We start from the raw sequence: 14,064 nt of genomic DNA, 5'->3' as shown, positions 1-14,064 counted from the left end.
GGATGTGCGCCCGTGGCCGTGAGCCTCGGCGCTCGCCCGAAAATTCTTACTCCGGATGTCACATTCCGCTCGTTCCAGTCGTCATGTCTCCGAAAGCCCCTGAAGTGGAGATGACGATGACATTTGGACTGAACCCCGCCACTGCCGATTTCGAAGGACGTGATCATGCCGGCAAGATACTGGTTGTCGGCGGCGGCTTTGCCGGCTTCTGGGCGGCGCTCGCGGCCCGGCGAGTCGCCGGCCCCCGAGCACATGTGAGCTTGGTGTCGCCTGAGCCGACGCTTCAAATCCGGCCGCGGCTGTACGAGGCGCGGCCGGAGACGCTTGGCGTCCCGCTGTTGCCCCTCCTGCACAAGGTGGACGTCGCCTTCGTGCCGGGCGAGGCTGTCGGACTGGACGCTCTTGCCAGGACTGTGAAGCTGTCCGGCGGTGGGCGCCTCGTTTTTGACCGCTTGATCGTCGCCACCGGCAGCCGGATGCGCCGGCCCCCGGTGACGGGCGCCGACGCGGCGTTTTCGGTCGACACCCAGGCCGAGGCGGTCGCCTTCGATCGGCGCCTGGGCGACCTCGTCCGTGAGGTTGCGTCGCCGACCATCGCAGTCGTCGGCGCGGGCTTCACCGGCATCGAGTTGGCGCTCGAGCTGCGCGACCGGCTGGTTGCTCACGGTGGCGATAATGCCGCCGAGCGGCTGCACATCGTGCTGATCGACCGGGCCGAGACCGTGGGACCCGAGCTTGGATCCGGGCCGCGGGCGGAAATCGAGGCGGCGCTGGTGGCAGCCCGCGTCGAACGGCGCCTCGGTGCTGCGGTGCGAACCTTGGCTGCGGACCGCGTAAGCTTTGATGACGGTACCGTGCTTGCTGCCGATGCCGTGGTTCTGGCGACCGGGATGGCCGCCTCTGCTTTCGCGGCGCAGGTCCCGGGCGCGCATGACAAGCTCGGCCGGGTCGTCGTCGATACCGCGCTCAGGGCGCTCGCCGCGCCTGAGGTCTTCGTTGCCGGTGACGCCGCGGCGGCCGATACCGGCGATGGGCACCGGACGCTGCAATCCTGCCAGCACGCGGGGCAGCTCGGCCGTGTCGCCGGCGAGAACGCCGCGCGTGACTTGCTTGGCCTGCCGACGGTGCCTTACACGCAACTGCGCTATGTTACCTGCCTTGACCTCGGCCGCTTCGGCGCGGTCGTCACCCAGGGCTGGGAACGGAGGGTCGAGAAGACCGGCTGCGAAGGCAAGGCGGTGAAGCGGCTGGTCAACACGCAAGTCATCTATCCACCGGCCGATGGCACGGCCGAAGCGTTGCTCGCGAGTTCGAGCATCGACCTTGCCGAAAGGGCCCGCCGGGTGGACGGTCCGAAACCCGATCTCGAGCCGGTGCGGCGAAAGGTAGTCTGATGGCATCCGTATCGAGCCAGGACGCCGCCGCCGTGTTCGATCCGCTTCGGCCGGCTCTTGTCCGTGTTGCCTATCGGATGCTGGGCTCGGTCGCGGAAGCCGAGGATGTGGTCCAGGATGCCTTTCTGCGATGGCTCGGCGTCGACCGGGGCGCCGTGCGCGAGCCGATGGCATTTCTGCGCCGGGTCGTCACGCGCTTGTGTCTGGACCGGCTCAGGACGGTCCGGCGCGAGCGCGCGACATATGTCGGCTCGTGGCTGCCGGAGCCAATTGTGGAATCGGGCGAGGATGTGGCGGACGACGTCACCTTGCCGCTGCTGATGGCGCTGGAGCGTCTGTCGCCAATGGAGCGCGCAGCCTTCCTGCTTCACGACGTGTTCGGTCTCGGATTCGAGGAGGTCGCGGCCACTATCGGGCGTGACCTGGCCGCATGTCGGCAACTGGCAAGTCGCGCCCGTGCCCATGTCCGTGCGGATCGTCCGCGCTATCCGGTGCCGAAGGAATGGGGCCTCGAGATCGCGAAAGCCTTCTTCACCGCGTCCCGGGATGGTGACATGGAGCGCCTGCGCGCGCTGCTCGCCGCGGACATCACGGTCTATGCCGATGGCGGCGGCAAGGCGACGGCTCACGGCGCGCCGCTCTCCGGGCTCGACAACGTCATGCGGCTGTTCGCGACCTTCGCGTCCGCATTCGCTAAGAGCAGGTCCCGACTGCTACGCTATGGCTTCATCAACGGCCTGCCCGGGTTCGTCACCGTCGAGCGGGGCGACATCCTCCAGACCACGGCTCTGGAGCTTGAGAATGGCCGCATCGTCGGCATTTATGTCGTGCGCAATCCAGACAAGCTCAGGCACGTCGTGGAAACTCTGCACTGATCGACGCCGGCCGTGCCACCTCCGATGGCCTCCGTGTAGGCGGCTAAGCTGCGGTGAGCCGGCGGACGGTTCGCCCGTGCCGGCAGCCGAGGTTCGTTAGGAAGGGGGCGGTCAGGCCGGCGCCCGGTACTGTTCGTCCGACACGTGTTCGAGCCAGTCGACGGCCTTGCCGTCCTGCGCTTCCTGGATGGCGATGTGGGTCATCGCCGTGCTGGCGGTCGCGCCGTGCCAGTGCTTCTCGCCGGGCGCGAACCAAACGACGTCGCCGGTCCGGATCTCCTCGATCCGTCCGCCCCAGACCTGGGCCCAGCCGCAGCCCGACGTGACGACCAGCGTCTGCCCGAGCGGATGGGTGTGCCAGGCGGTGCGCGCGCCAGGCTCGAAGGTCACGGTCACGGCGCGCACCTGCGCGGGGGCAGGGGCCTCGATGATCGGATCCTGGCGCACCGCGCCGGTGAAGTAGTCGGGCGACGGCTTGGCCGAGGGCCTTGATCCGCAGGGCTTGATCTCCATTTGAGCCTCCTTCCGATTCCTGTCATTTGGGTCGAGCCAGTTCACCCTATCCGCTCGCGCTCGGCCGAAAAAGGCAAAGGGGTGCGGCCGGCTTTGATCAATCCGCGAACCTGATCGTTGCGCGCCCGCTGGTCAGGTCGGCGATCAGCCGGGCAATCGCCTCCGCCTCTGCTTCCGGCATCCTGACAGTGAGGTGGGCTCCGGTCGCGTTGAAATTCTCGGCTTGGATGGTTGTGCCCGGCGACGCGGTGAGCCTTGCCTTGACCAGTGCCAGGTCGGCGAAGTCGCAGCTGACGCATGCGTCCGTCGTCGCCACCAGCGCGGTCTTCTCGGCCGCTCGCAGGCAGGCGGCGGCGGTGCCGCCGTAGGCCCGCACCAGCCCGCCGGTGCCCAGCAGGACGCCGCCGAACCAGCGCGTGACGACCACTGCGACGTTGTCGAGCGACTGGCCGTCGAGTGCCTGCAGTATGGGCTTGCCGGCCGTGCCGCTCGGCTCGCCGTCGTCGCTGAAGCGATAGGCCTGGCCGACGCGCCAAGCCCAGCAATTGTGGTTTGCCCCAACTTCCGAACGTGCCGCGATGAACTCCTTTGCCGCCGCCTCGCTGGCCACCGGCCCGGCGACGGCCAGGAAGCGGCTCTTCCTGATCTCCTGGGAGAAGCTCTCGAGGCGCGTCAGCGTGAACATGCCTCCCCGATACACAAGCGACGCCCCGATCGCCAGCAGGCCTTCGCCTCGCCAGTCGAAAAGCCGCTAGCCGCCGCTGCCCTTGGTGCCCGGACTTCGCTCGCCGTGTCCGGAGCACCCCACTTTCCACTTCCCCGTTGAAGCGGGCGACGGCTTCGGCTATGACGGCTGCGTCGTCCGGCGCGCCGGGCGTGGTTCGCGGTCTGCCGTGGACGAGCACCCGTAGCTCAGCTGGATAGAGCGCTGCCCTCCGAAGGCATACGCAAGCTCTTTTTGGGAGGCGCGGGTGCGAAAAAAGTAGAGTGAAACCAAAGTTTTGGTGGAGCTCGGAAGAAACAGGGAAACGGCTTCTGAGGTCACGGAAGCACCGCGGAAGCAAACTGGAAGGAGGTTGTAGAGAACGAACGGCGACGATTGGCGGGGTTGGCCCGCTGTGAGTCAGCCGCATCCATTACCTAGTTTCGGGATTGACCCTGCTTGATCTCGGGCACTATCTGAATATCGATGCACCCATAGCTCAGCTGGATAGAGCGCCACCCTCCGAAGGTGGAGGCCACAGGTTCGAATCCTGTTGGGTGCGCCATTTACGAACAAAACTAGGCACTCCTGCCGGAGCCGCGCCGCCACCCATCACCAGACGCTCCAGAACTGTCCGCCTTCCGTGAATACGGATTCCGTGTCGTCCACCTCGACGCCGTCGATAATCGAGCGCAGCCAGGCGCGGCGAAACGGCGTATCGCCTGACAGCACGTTGCCGCGCATCGTTTCGACGAAGGCGGCAATCTTGTCTTCCGTGATCCGGCTTCCGGGCTCACAGGACCACTGGCTCGCCGCTCTAAGGAAAGCGCAGGAGCGCGAGTGCGACAGATTCCTTGACCGCGCCGTCGCGGGCGAGCCGGAGCTGGAGAAGCCTGCCATAGACGGCCTACGCCCCCAGCGGACGCCGTCGCAGGAATAGACAGCAAAACGCATTGCGGTCAGCGGTTCTTCCGTGCTTACGTTCTTGAATATGCTTAGCTATTTTCCAGAAAGTGGGGGCTCGCTGAATGATAACTGTGACACACCTGAACAACCGCCATCGCGGCATGACTCAACGTGTCCGCTGAACTCCCCGCTTATCCCGACTGGACCGACTACAAGAAAAAGAGCGGTCTCGACCCGCTCGGGATGCAGAACAGCAGCATCAATCTTTATCAGCGTCTGCTGCCCGGCATCAGCAACGTGACGCTGCGCATCCGTTATTACGGCCTCTATGCTTGGCTTGCATCGACCTACGCGCGCCGCGTCGGCGATACGAACCCGAAGACATGGCAGAAATTCGTGCGGCGCGCCGAGGCCGTTTATGCCCTCGCCGCCCAGAGGCGCGGCGATGAAGGCGGCATGGCCGGTGTCCTGTGGGCGCAGCGGAAGCTGGATTCGGATCAGGAATCCGTCGTGGAGTTTGCGCCTCACGCCGACCCCGGCAGCGACGGCGCGCCCTACCTACAGCAGGCATGGGGCGCTTACGGCGCGGCCTACGCCAGTCAGCTTTTTGAGATTGGCGTCTACGCCGTTGCCAAAGATCACCAGATTCCCGTTCCAAGCCCCGAGTTTGGAGAGGCGCTTGGAAAAGCCTTTGAAGAATCTGCTGGCCCGCTGGCGGAGCGCTTCTTCGACACGATACAGAGCGGTGTCGTCACCCGCACCGACCTTGATGATTTCTCCCCGCTGACGCCGTCATCCATACCGGCCGACAGCGGCGAGCGTCGGCTTTACCAGGACCTGCTCTTTGCGTCGGGTCCGCTGCAACGGCCCGCCGACCTGTCTCGTCGCCAAACCTTGCAGCTGCTGCTCCAGGCCGCCGCGCACCTTCACGAAGGTCCCGATGTTGGGAGCGCGAGATGGCTCCTGTATGCAGGGGCAAGCCCCAACGACGAGAAGTTCAAGGTCGGCAATCCGGTGCTCGAACAACAGCGGCTTCGGTGGGCGGTCTATCAGGCCAACGACCTTCTTCACTACAGCTACGAAACACTCCTGAAATTCTGCCTCGACGCCCTTGAGGACTTTCCAGCGGGCGTTGGGCTTAACCGGCTGATCGCCGACGCCGTATCCTCCATCTCGGAGGCCGCGCCGAGTTGGCCAGAGACATGGCGGGATTTTCTCGATGGCTCGCCGCCGGCCGAAAACGCCAATGGTGGAAGTCCGGCTGCGGAACGCAAGCTGACCGAAGCGATCAACGCCACCGCCGGTGCCAACCAGAAGACGACGGCGGAGGCGGCATGGGCCGCGCTAAAACTGCTCGCCGCCGTCCTGGGACGCTCGGAGACTGTCAGCGCCGCCATGCAGACGGAGCTAGGTCAGCTCAATGGGGAGGGATTTCATTCCCTCGTAACTGAAATGCCATTCCTCAATGCGAGGAAGGACGAACCGTTCACTCGCATGATCGCCCGGATCATCGAGGAACGGGTCATCAAGCGCCATCTATGGGTCGCGCACCGGAAATTCAGATACCAGAACGACTACACCTTCCTATTCGAAGTCGATGACGGACGGGTTCGCCCGCGCGCGCAGAGCGGGCCGGTTCTCACCAATCCCCGGCTTGGTCCCGCCATCACCTTCCTTGAAGACCTTCACCTAATCGCCGATCAGGGCCTCACTGTCCAGGGCAAGGCCCTAATGGGGTCGCCATGAAACTCTATGAGTACTTCGGCAAGAGCGGCTTTCACACCTGTCTGGTGACGACGTTCGGCGTAGATTTCGACGCCTATGAGAACGTCATTTTTTCGCGTGCACGGGGAGCTGGCTGCCACAACAATTTGCTAATTGTCGATGATCGCATGCTGTCGCTGGCATTGGACGGCAATTCTTCGCTGCCGCGTCACGCCGGCCGGCTTTACACAGTAACAGGCGCGACGGCGAAAGGCGTCTTTCATCCGAAGGTCGCGTTGCAGCTGGGAAGGTCCGGCGGTCGCATGATTGTCAGTTCTGCAAATACGACCTCGGCTGGCCTCGCTGGCAATCTGGAAATTGCCGGCGTGGTGGAATGCGCCGCCGAGCCGTCGGGCGAGCGTCAGCTTGTGAACGCCGCCTTCCGGTATCTCACGAGGTTTCTGGATGACCGCGATCCCGGCATCCAGCAGCAGATAGACTGGATGCGCACGCGGACGCCGTGGTTGATGGAAGACGGTCCCACGCCGGGGATCGTCACCCTCAAGGATGGCACCCACGCGGCCTTCATTGCTTCGGGCGGTTCCCAGGGGATTGCCGGCCAGTTTCTGGCGGCTATCGGAGACGAGAAGGCCGAACGGCTTATCGTCGTCAGCCCCTATTGGGACGACGATCTGGCAGCGATCAACCACCTTGTCGATGCAACGGCCGTTGCCGAGGCTGTCATTCTTCTTGATGAAGGCCGCCACGTTTTTCCGCCAGATGCGCTGGACCAGTCATGGCCGATCAGCCTGCGGAACTTCAAGGCCCCGGATGAAAACCGCTTTGTCCACGCGAAACTGATTATCGTCCAGACGGCGCAGGCCGATCATGTTCTCTATGGCAGCGCGAACTGTACCGTGGCCGCACTGGGCAATACGAGCTTCGCGGGGATCAACGAGGAAGCGTGCCTGTATCGTGCGCTGCCGCCGAATGCAGTGATCGAGAAGCTGGGTCTCGCGGCGGCACTGGAAGCGCCCCCCATCGACAGGACCGCGATTGCCTCGATACCCCCGGACGAACCGATCCCTCTCAATGATCTTTCAGCGCGCAATCCGGGCCGGTTCTCCTGCCTGTTTGACACGCTGACATGGCGTCCGCCGGAAGGCGCGAACGTGGATGACAGCCAGCTTGAATTTCTCAATGTCGGCGGCGAGATCGTGGCCGTCACGCTGCACCCTTTGCCGTCCACCGAAACCAGCGAGCGGCGATACCGGCTGGCCGTTGCCGATTCTGACCGTCCTTCATTCGCCCGCCTGCGGTATACCGACGGAAATCTCTCTGCGCCCGCCGTCATTTTGATACGCGACGCGCTGCGCGCAGCGGTCCGCGACCCGCGCACCAAGCGTGTCGATGCGGCGCTTGCCATGCTCGACGGCGAAACCGACGTGAGCCTGTGGCTCCTGGAAACGCTCAGTGAACTGGAGGCGGCCGACACGGCCCTGCGCCAGGGAGCGCCCATCAAGCGCCAGAAGCCGACTCGCACTTCCAGCGAGCCCGACCAATCGGTGGCATACGCGACGCTGAACTATGAGAGCTTTGTTGCCGGGCGGCAGCTGCGCTCCGATACTGGCGCCCTGTCACGCGACAGTCTCAGCGGCACCAACCTTTCTTACATCCGGGGTTTCCTCAACCGGATTCTTGCACTGAACGGCCCGTCGCTCGACCCTGACGGGAATGCCGATTCCGAAGGCATCACGGCGGCTTTTGATCTCGGCGACGATGTGGCGGATGCAACCAAGGCGCTCGAAGCGGGGGAGGATTTCACACCGGCTCCCGATGCGCCCAAACCACCGTCCGCAGACCCGGACCTTGAGCGGCAGATGGAACAGCGGCGCACGCAACAGCGCCGCGCCAACCGGGATCAGCTGATCGGCGCGGTCGCCAATCTTCAAAAGCAGATCGCCGACAAGGCCCAACTTACGGCCATAGACCTGCTCCGCTTGCGCGCCATGCTGATGGTGATCCTGGCGGCAGGATGGGATGGGCAGACGAGGCCGGCGAGCCCGCTTCATGTGCTTCCCGCATCCGGCGACACTAACGGTGCCTGGCCGCGCCTTCTGGGAAAGTGCCTGTTTGCTTACTTCGGCGGAGCCGCACCGCCCGTCCGGCGGCTGGTCATCGAAGACTACTACGATCAGATTCCCGACGACATTCTGGAATGCTGGGCCGGATGCCTCTGGTCGATTCAGGCCATTTTGGAGGCCGGTGGGCAGATCGGGGAATACAAGGCCCTGATGGCCGCGTTCCAGAAGCTCGGAACCGCCATCTATGTGCAGACCGGGTTGAGGCAGGATGAGTTTTTCGATGCGCGCGTCATGAAAACCTTCGATGCCTTGAGCCAGAGATTTTCCCAGCTCCTCAAAGTGAACCCCGACCGGATGAAGGCCGGCCACAGGGCCGCCGCCGTTTCCCTCCGGTCTGCCGCAGGACAATCATGACCCAAGAAATGGACGATACAGCCGGCCTGATCTTAACCGCCGCCGAATTGCGCTTCATGTTTGTGGTAGACGCCGACGCTTTCTCTGCCCTTTGCAGACCCGCCCTTGCCGACCGCGCGCCCGCGTCGAGATTGTCGATCTGGTATCGGGCAAGACGTTCCTTTGCCCGGCCACTTGAAATTACAAAGGTCCCGCAATGACATAGCGGTGCCCAGTGGTCGTTCGTCGCTCGGTCGTTCCGTTCACTTGTGGGAAAATGATGACTCTGACGCTTCGCACCTTAGCACGCCGTGTTGCTGCCGGCAGTCATGGAATTCCGACGTTGCTGGCGTGCACAAGCTCATGCTCGCCGGACCAACTTCTCAGCTCACGACAGAAACCGCTTCAAGCTCAAACCGGCGAACAAAACATAAGGCGGCATGGCGAGGGAATAGTGGCCGCAGTTCAATTCCAGAATATCTGGCCTAGCCCCGGCGTCCTTCAGCCTCCGGATGAATCTCTGCGACAGCTCTGGCAACACCACCTTGTCCCTCCAGGCCAGCACAAGCTGAAGATCGAGACCAGGCCGCGCCAGACCATGCGCGTGGTTCTCCAGGTCAAGTGGCCCCCAGGCCCTTCTGAGATCGGCAAGCTCAATCTCGGTCCCAAGGCTGGCACGTATCGATCGTGTCGCGCGACCCGTCCAAACCATATCCGCAAGACTTCCCCCGGCCAGAAACAGCGAGGCTTTCGTCACAGCCGGATCGTGCGCAGCGATCAACCCTGCGACCCAGGAACCTAAGCTCATACCCAGAACCGAAAGCTCCCGGTAGCCCTGGCTCTTCAGCCAAGCTATGAGTTTTCGTCCGTCCCATACGGCCTGCCTTACAGACTGGATCGTCCGGCCGAGATTCGGGCTGAGCATGTAATCGGCATGGGCGGAGCCAGGACGGCTGCGCTCGAAATGATAAGGCATGGCGATCTCGACAACCGTGACGCCAAGCAATGAGAAGAAATTGGCAATCTTGCGATTCCGCGCGCTTGCATTCCAGTGGTGAAAAACCACCATCGCCCGATCGAGCGACCCGCTCTCTGTGATTTTCGCCCAGACTACATTGTTCGCTTCGATGTCAGTTGAAATGCCCGACGGAAATCTGAGCCACCCCTCTTCCCTTTCAAATCCCTGGCCGCTCCCGGTCGGCACATCGAAGAAGGCTGGATCAGCCAGCGCACTATCCGCAAGAATGCAAAACTCCTCGATGCTTGCTGCCTTCTTCGCGCCCGGAAAGGCGCGCTCCGGATCAAGGACGAAATCCGATGCTTTCTTCCCTTCCTCGCCGCGCCGCGCCCGCTGCTCATCCCAGTGATCAAGCCAGCTATGCAACACTCTGCGACTCACTCGTTTGCCATCGCCCAAACCATGGATCAAACAGGCCGTATATCGCGAACAGCACTCCGGCGCCCAGAAGGATCGAGAACCCGGCAAATGCACCGATCAGCAAATAGCCGGCAACGAGCAACGCTACGACGGCCGACATCTTCCACAAAGGTACATGAAGCCGGCTCCCGACGCCTAAACGGATTGCGCCATACAGAAAAACAAAACAGGTCGACATGACGATAAGAAGGCTGCTGTATTGCGTCGGCAGTCTGTAGCTGAATCCATTGCTCGCGTCGTCGTGCTCATACCAGGCGGAAGACAGATCGCCGACCAGCCAGGCCACAATATTCGTTCCATTCGATGCCAGGTAGGAGCTTTGAAGTTTCATAACAGTGGCGATCAGAATGCCCAGAACAGTACACCGGAAAATCCATCGCATCACCCTGAAGCCAGCTTCATTCAGCTCGCTTTTGTAATCCACCTCCGGCTGGTCTTTCGATGCCTCTCCAATTCTCCAAAGATCATCGACGACCGTATAGAGCAAAATGAGGCCTGCGAAGAAAAGATAAAAGCACAGGCACATATAAAGATACGCAAACCCTGTGAATACGATCGCTACGGGCGCCGATATGATCTCAGGCCGCACAATCGCAATCTTGCCCCAATCCGTCGCATACTCACCACCGCCATTCAGCAGCGGGATCAGGCACACGCCGATCCACTGGAAAAGACCGGCGAACATCACGCAAATCATAAAGACCGCCCAATATGAATAGGAAGATGCTTCGACGTTGCGCGCCCAAGCATCGTCGCTATCCTTCCGGTCGCCGTGTCCTACCAGCTTCGAGCGCCCTTCATCTTTCCAAAAGATCGCCAGCTCAGACACGAAGGCAAAAAACAGCGGCAGGAACACCATGAACACGAACATCCAGTTCGCCGCCCAAAGAAACCCGACCTGCTTAACGACGCCATCCGCCCGGGTATATGTCACGTTGTGTATGCCCGTAATATACGACAAAAACCCGAGGGCGGTGATGCCCGCAAACACCGATGCCGGTAGATTCAAGGGAGATCCGCGACTGAAAAGCGCCTCCGATCGCCTCGCCAGGCTGAAACGCCGACCCGGCCCCCTGGCGTCAGTATCCCGGGCCAGTTCAGCCGGAGACCCTGTCCCGTCATCGAAGGCCGGAGTCAGCGCCGCATCCGGAGACGTCGGCGCAATGGTGCCTGCCTCTTTTTTAGATTCTCGTCTCCTGGCCGTTAACCGCGACTGCGCCGCACTGAGCTCCATCTGCCATTCGCTGGTCGCCACCGGATCATCGCAGCCAAAAACCCTTGCCAGCCAGCGAATATTGGCAGTGCTGATTCCCTTCTCGTTCTCTTGAAACCAAAGCTGCACCGTTCGCAGATCGACCCCAATCCGGTTGGAATCAATCTTTGAAATCGCCTCGGCAAGAAGCTCGGGTGTCCATGGGCCTGCAGGAAATCCATCTTTGCCCAATGGCCGACCCGCACCCGCCGCGGCTAATCGTTTGAACAGTTCTTTGAAATCACTCCCGTCTCGCGGCGGAGGGAGAAATAACTTTCCGTTCTTAAACAATAGCTTACGGGCGCTGATTTCGATTCGTTTCGCTCATCTTCGTATCCTATCGTGCTCTCGTCCTTAATCAACGTTTTATCGACCCGGTGCAGCGCATCGCAGATCTCCGGCTGCCCCACGGGCGGGCGATTCCCCTTCCGGTTTTCTGCTTGTCCCCTCTCTCCCGCTGCTCCGCGCGAACTCGAGGAGCAGGAGCGAGGGCTCCTGCTCCTTTCGGGGGCAGAAGAACCGCTCCGGGAAAAAGGGAAAAGGCAGCTTGGAAGGAGCTGAGGCGGCAATGGTTGAAACGAGGACAGAGAGCGGGCGACAGACCCTCGCGGAGCTGATCGATGAGCACCTGACCGCTCAAAGGGCGGCCAATTCGGTGGTGAAGGAACGGGAAGCCCGTCGCTTGGAGACTGACTTTGCTGGCGTCGCCCATCTAGCTCGGAGGTCGGGCATGCCTGCCATTGTCCCGGATTTCCGGTTGTTCCAATATGCCTTCGCGTCGGCGGAGCATGGCAGCTTTCGCCGTGCAGCGGCCGCGCTGAATGTTCAGCAGTCGACAGTGAGTAGGAGCGTCCGCAGCCTGGAGGATCGTGTCGGCGCAAAGCTCTTTGAGCGGGGGCATGCGGGAATACGACCAACGCCGGCCGGCAATCGATTCTTGGAAGAAGTCACACTGGGCTTCGATCACTTCAGACGTGCCACCCGGCGTGTTGGAGCTTTGCAGCGGGGCGAGCATGGCGAACTTGCGATCGCCGTCAGCGTGCCATTCATCCTTTTGGGTCACGCATTTAAGAGGTTTCGAGAAAGGTACGGAGGTATCTCGGTCGAGATTGTCGAGGCCACATCGAGCGCGAGCTGTGCGTCAGTTCAGCAGCGCACTGTGGATGTGGCATTTGTGACGAAGGTCGCGGGACACGGTGAGCTCCGCTCGCGGCATATGGGGAATGAACGCATGCTCGCGGTCTTGCCGAAATCTCATTCTCTTGCCGGTGCGCGCAGATTGAACCTGGAAGAACTTCGCCGAGAGCGCTTTATCCTTAGCGACGGCGGCTCGGGACCCGAAATTGAAGATCACCTCATGCGCCGGGCGGCGAAGTGGGCTGTTAGCCCGAACATACAGCTGCATCGCGTGGATCAATGCAATCTCATCAACATGGTGGCTATGGGGTTTGGTGTGGCTATCGTCGTCGGCTCCTCCCTACGCGCTGCCACCGATGGGGTCGTCCTCGTTCCGCTGGTGGCCCGAAATGCCCTGTCGCTACATGCGGTTTGGATGGACACCAACCCCAATCCCGCGCTCAAGCGACTGCTCGACATCGTGCGGGACTCTGGCTGTGCTCGCATGGCCACCTAGTGGTCGAAACCTGACAGATGGTACCCGTCTCGGAGGACCGTTCGGGATGGTCTCCTGCCGTAAATCTCGTCGACCGGAACGAGCAACGAGCGCCAGGAGCTGCCATTCCCGGCGCTTCTCCAAACCTGACTTTCGAGCTACAGCTTGGGTCGACCCTATGCAGCTGTCTGATATGCAATGGGGCAAAGACTGCTTCGGGTCCAAACCGTTCAAACTTGACCGCATCTTGCTGACGGCTTCCGATACAGTTCGGACTTCCAAGAGGTGTGAAATGGATGATGATATCTGGAATCGGGCCTTCTATGACGATGGCGAGTGGGTTTCCTGGTCCGACGTAGAAGAACAGCTCCGATACCAGGAGTGGCGAGCAAAATATCCTAATGCGATAAGATCTTTGATTCCTTATTTTCAGGATCTCTTGTCGATGGCGGAAAGCTACCACCTTGAGACAGGCCATCATCTCAATGTGTACGGAGATATTGGGGAACTCTTCGGCGCCATCACCTATGGAATAAAGCTGAACAAGAACTATGCGCAGGGTTCTGATGGTAGGCTTGGCAACGATCACGTTGAGATCAAAACCATCACCCCGTTCAAATCCAAGGACGAGGTTTTCGTGAAGTTAGCAGGTAACTTCAGCAAACTGCTCGTCGTGAAGATCAACGCGGACTTTGAAGTCTCATCCCGGATGGTCGTTCGCTCGAAGCTTCCCAAAACGGCGAAGCCTTTCCTCAGGATAAGGTGGGGGGATCTGCTCGTGGCCGAATGACGGCTTCGTCCCATCAGTGCCGGTTGCCGCGAATGTCGGCTATCAGGGCAGCGAAATGGGTTGATGAAGGGCAGCCCAGGGTCATGGCTTCCCCTTCGATCTCTTGAAAGGAAGGTCCGCAGGGGATCGCGAGCGGTATTTCGCGTCGGGTCACTAGCTGCAAGTCGGATGATTAGGCTCCAGGAGATGCCTTGCGCGAACGTGCGAAACCTCTATCGGTCGCTATGAATCGTTGCAGCATCGGAACGATCAAGCGCACCGGGTCGCTAACCTGCTGCCCGGACTCTCGCGAAAGCACTTCGGCGTAGGCGACAAGATCGCGATGGAGTGACGCGGGCAATTCCAGCGAAACTTTCACCGGCTTCTCGTCGGCGATCGCGCCGAGTTTCAGCTTGGCCAT

Annotated in this window: 13 protein-coding genes and 1 tRNA gene; 8 read left to right on the top strand and 6 right to left on the bottom strand. The window is 61.5% G+C overall.

All coding sequences use genetic code 11. The features are described 5' to 3' along the window. Positions 1-116 precede the first annotated feature (116 nt). Together PV773_RS06395 and PV773_RS06390 are read left to right on the top strand one after the other, a co-directional pair. Positions 117-1,394, top strand: a complete 1,278-nt coding sequence (locus PV773_RS06395; RefSeq protein WP_347965534.1) for an FAD-dependent oxidoreductase — start codon at positions 117-119, stop codon at positions 1,392-1,394. Continuing rightward, entirely contained in the window at positions 1,394-2,269 is an 876-nt protein-coding gene (locus tag PV773_RS06390) for a sigma-70 family RNA polymerase sigma factor (protein ID WP_347965533.1), read from the top strand. The genes PV773_RS06395 and PV773_RS06390 overlap by 1 nt, the downstream gene beginning before the upstream one ends. A 111-nt stretch (positions 2,270-2,380) precedes the next feature. Here the strand turns inward: PV773_RS06390 and PV773_RS06385 are convergent, their stop codons facing one another. Further along, complete coding sequence (locus PV773_RS06385; RefSeq protein WP_347965532.1) at positions 2,381-2,782, bottom strand: cupin domain-containing protein; 402 nt, start codon at positions 2,780-2,782, stop codon at positions 2,381-2,383. A gap of 97 nt (positions 2,783-2,879) precedes the next feature. After that, entirely contained in the window at positions 2,880-3,467 is a 588-nt protein-coding gene (locus tag PV773_RS06380) for a YigZ family protein (RefSeq protein ID WP_347965531.1), read from the bottom strand. A gap of 506 nt (positions 3,468-3,973) precedes the next feature. On the opposite strand from PV773_RS06380, the gene PV773_RS06375 reads away from it, so the two are divergent. Beyond that, positions 3,974-4,050, top strand: a tRNA-Arg gene (locus PV773_RS06375). Between the two features lie 47 nt (positions 4,051-4,097). Here the strand turns inward: PV773_RS06375 and PV773_RS06370 are convergent. After that, the gene (locus PV773_RS06370; RefSeq protein WP_347965530.1) at positions 4,098-4,385 is read right to left on the bottom strand and encodes a hypothetical protein; all 288 of its coding nucleotides are present in this window, start codon (positions 4,383-4,385) and stop codon (positions 4,098-4,100) included. Positions 4,386-4,562: 177 nt separating this feature from the next. Between PV773_RS06370 and PV773_RS06365 the strand changes: the two genes are divergently transcribed. Genes PV773_RS06365 through PV773_RS06355 form a run of 3 tightly spaced genes read left to right on the top strand, consistent with a single transcriptional unit; the run spans position 4,563 to position 8,793 of the window. Continuing rightward, the gene (locus PV773_RS06365) at positions 4,563-6,137 is read left to right on the top strand and encodes a hypothetical protein (protein WP_347965529.1); all 1,575 of its coding nucleotides are present in this window, start codon (positions 4,563-4,565) and stop codon (positions 6,135-6,137) included. Continuing rightward, a complete protein-coding gene (locus tag PV773_RS06360) occupies positions 6,134-8,593 on the top strand; it encodes a hypothetical protein (protein ID WP_347965528.1) in 2,460 nt (819 codons plus the stop codon). The genes PV773_RS06365 and PV773_RS06360 overlap by 4 nt, the downstream gene beginning before the upstream one ends. Then, positions 8,590-8,793, top strand: a complete 204-nt coding sequence (locus PV773_RS06355; protein ID WP_347965527.1) for a hypothetical protein — start codon at positions 8,590-8,592, stop codon at positions 8,791-8,793. The genes PV773_RS06360 and PV773_RS06355 overlap by 4 nt, the downstream gene beginning before the upstream one ends. Positions 8,794-8,960: 167 nt before the next feature. On the opposite strand, the gene PV773_RS06350 is transcribed toward PV773_RS06355, so the two are convergent. Together PV773_RS06350 and PV773_RS06345 are read right to left on the bottom strand one after the other, a co-directional pair. Beyond that, positions 8,961-9,959, bottom strand: coding sequence for a dienelactone hydrolase-related enzyme (locus tag PV773_RS06350; protein ID WP_347965526.1), 999 nt, complete (start codon positions 9,957-9,959; stop codon positions 8,961-8,963). Next, positions 9,949-11,553 (bottom strand): hypothetical protein, encoded by a 1,605-nt coding sequence (locus PV773_RS06345; protein WP_347965525.1) that lies wholly within the window; start codon positions 11,551-11,553, stop codon positions 9,949-9,951. Before PV773_RS06345 ends, PV773_RS06350 begins: the two co-directional genes overlap by 11 nt. A gap of 277 nt (positions 11,554-11,830) precedes the next feature. Here PV773_RS06345 and PV773_RS06340 point away from each other — a divergent pair, with 277 nt between their 5' ends. Further along, positions 11,831-12,895 carry a LysR family transcriptional regulator gene (locus tag PV773_RS06340; protein ID WP_347965524.1) on the top strand — a complete coding sequence of 355 codons (1,065 nt, stop codon included), beginning with the start codon at positions 11,831-11,833 and terminating at the stop codon, positions 12,893-12,895. Between the two features lie 271 nt (positions 12,896-13,166). Then, entirely contained in the window at positions 13,167-13,664 is a 498-nt protein-coding gene (locus tag PV773_RS06335) for a hypothetical protein (RefSeq protein ID WP_347965523.1), read from the top strand. Positions 13,665-13,836: 172 nt separating this feature from the next. Here PV773_RS06335 and PV773_RS06330 read toward each other — a convergent pair whose 3' ends face one another. Further along, positions 13,837-14,064, bottom strand: coding sequence for a DUF2274 domain-containing protein (locus PV773_RS06330; RefSeq protein ID WP_127316051.1), 228 nt, complete (start codon positions 14,062-14,064; stop codon positions 13,837-13,839).

It is taken from the genome of Mesorhizobium sp. CC13 (assembly GCF_039907765.1).
Classification (GTDB): domain Bacteria; phylum Pseudomonadota; class Alphaproteobacteria; order Rhizobiales; family Rhizobiaceae; genus Aminobacter.
Note: the sequence above shows the minus strand (reverse complement) of the source record. Positions and strands in the feature narration are given on the sequence as shown.

What these genes read in the sequence shown, in the direction of transcription:
- PV773_RS06335 (WP_347965523.1), top strand. Translation starts at nt 13,167, where the DNA reads ATGGATGATGATATCTGGAATCGGGCCTTCTATGACGATGGCGAGTGG.
- PV773_RS06390 (WP_347965533.1), top strand. Translation starts at nt 1,394, where the DNA reads ATGGCATCCGTATCGAGCCAGGACGCCGCCGCCGTGTTCGATCCGCTT.
- PV773_RS06330 (WP_127316051.1), bottom strand. Translation starts at nt 14,064, where the DNA reads ATGGCCAAGCTGAAACTCGGCGCGATCGCCGACGAGAAGCCGGTGAAA.
- PV773_RS06395 (WP_347965534.1), top strand. Translation starts at nt 117, where the DNA reads ATGACATTTGGACTGAACCCCGCCACTGCCGATTTCGAAGGACGTGAT.
- PV773_RS06355 (WP_347965527.1), top strand. Translation starts at nt 8,590, where the DNA reads ATGACCCAAGAAATGGACGATACAGCCGGCCTGATCTTAACCGCCGCC.
- PV773_RS06370 (WP_347965530.1), bottom strand. Translation starts at nt 4,385, where the DNA reads ATGGCAGGCTTCTCCAGCTCCGGCTCGCCCGCGACGGCGCGGTCAAGG.
- PV773_RS06340 (WP_347965524.1), top strand. Translation starts at nt 11,831, where the DNA reads ATGGTTGAAACGAGGACAGAGAGCGGGCGACAGACCCTCGCGGAGCTG.
- PV773_RS06385 (WP_347965532.1), bottom strand. Translation starts at nt 2,782, where the DNA reads ATGGAGATCAAGCCCTGCGGATCAAGGCCCTCGGCCAAGCCGTCGCCC.
- PV773_RS06360 (WP_347965528.1), top strand. Translation starts at nt 6,134, where the DNA reads ATGAAACTCTATGAGTACTTCGGCAAGAGCGGCTTTCACACCTGTCTG.
- PV773_RS06380 (WP_347965531.1), bottom strand. Translation starts at nt 3,467, where the DNA reads ATGTTCACGCTGACGCGCCTCGAGAGCTTCTCCCAGGAGATCAGGAAG.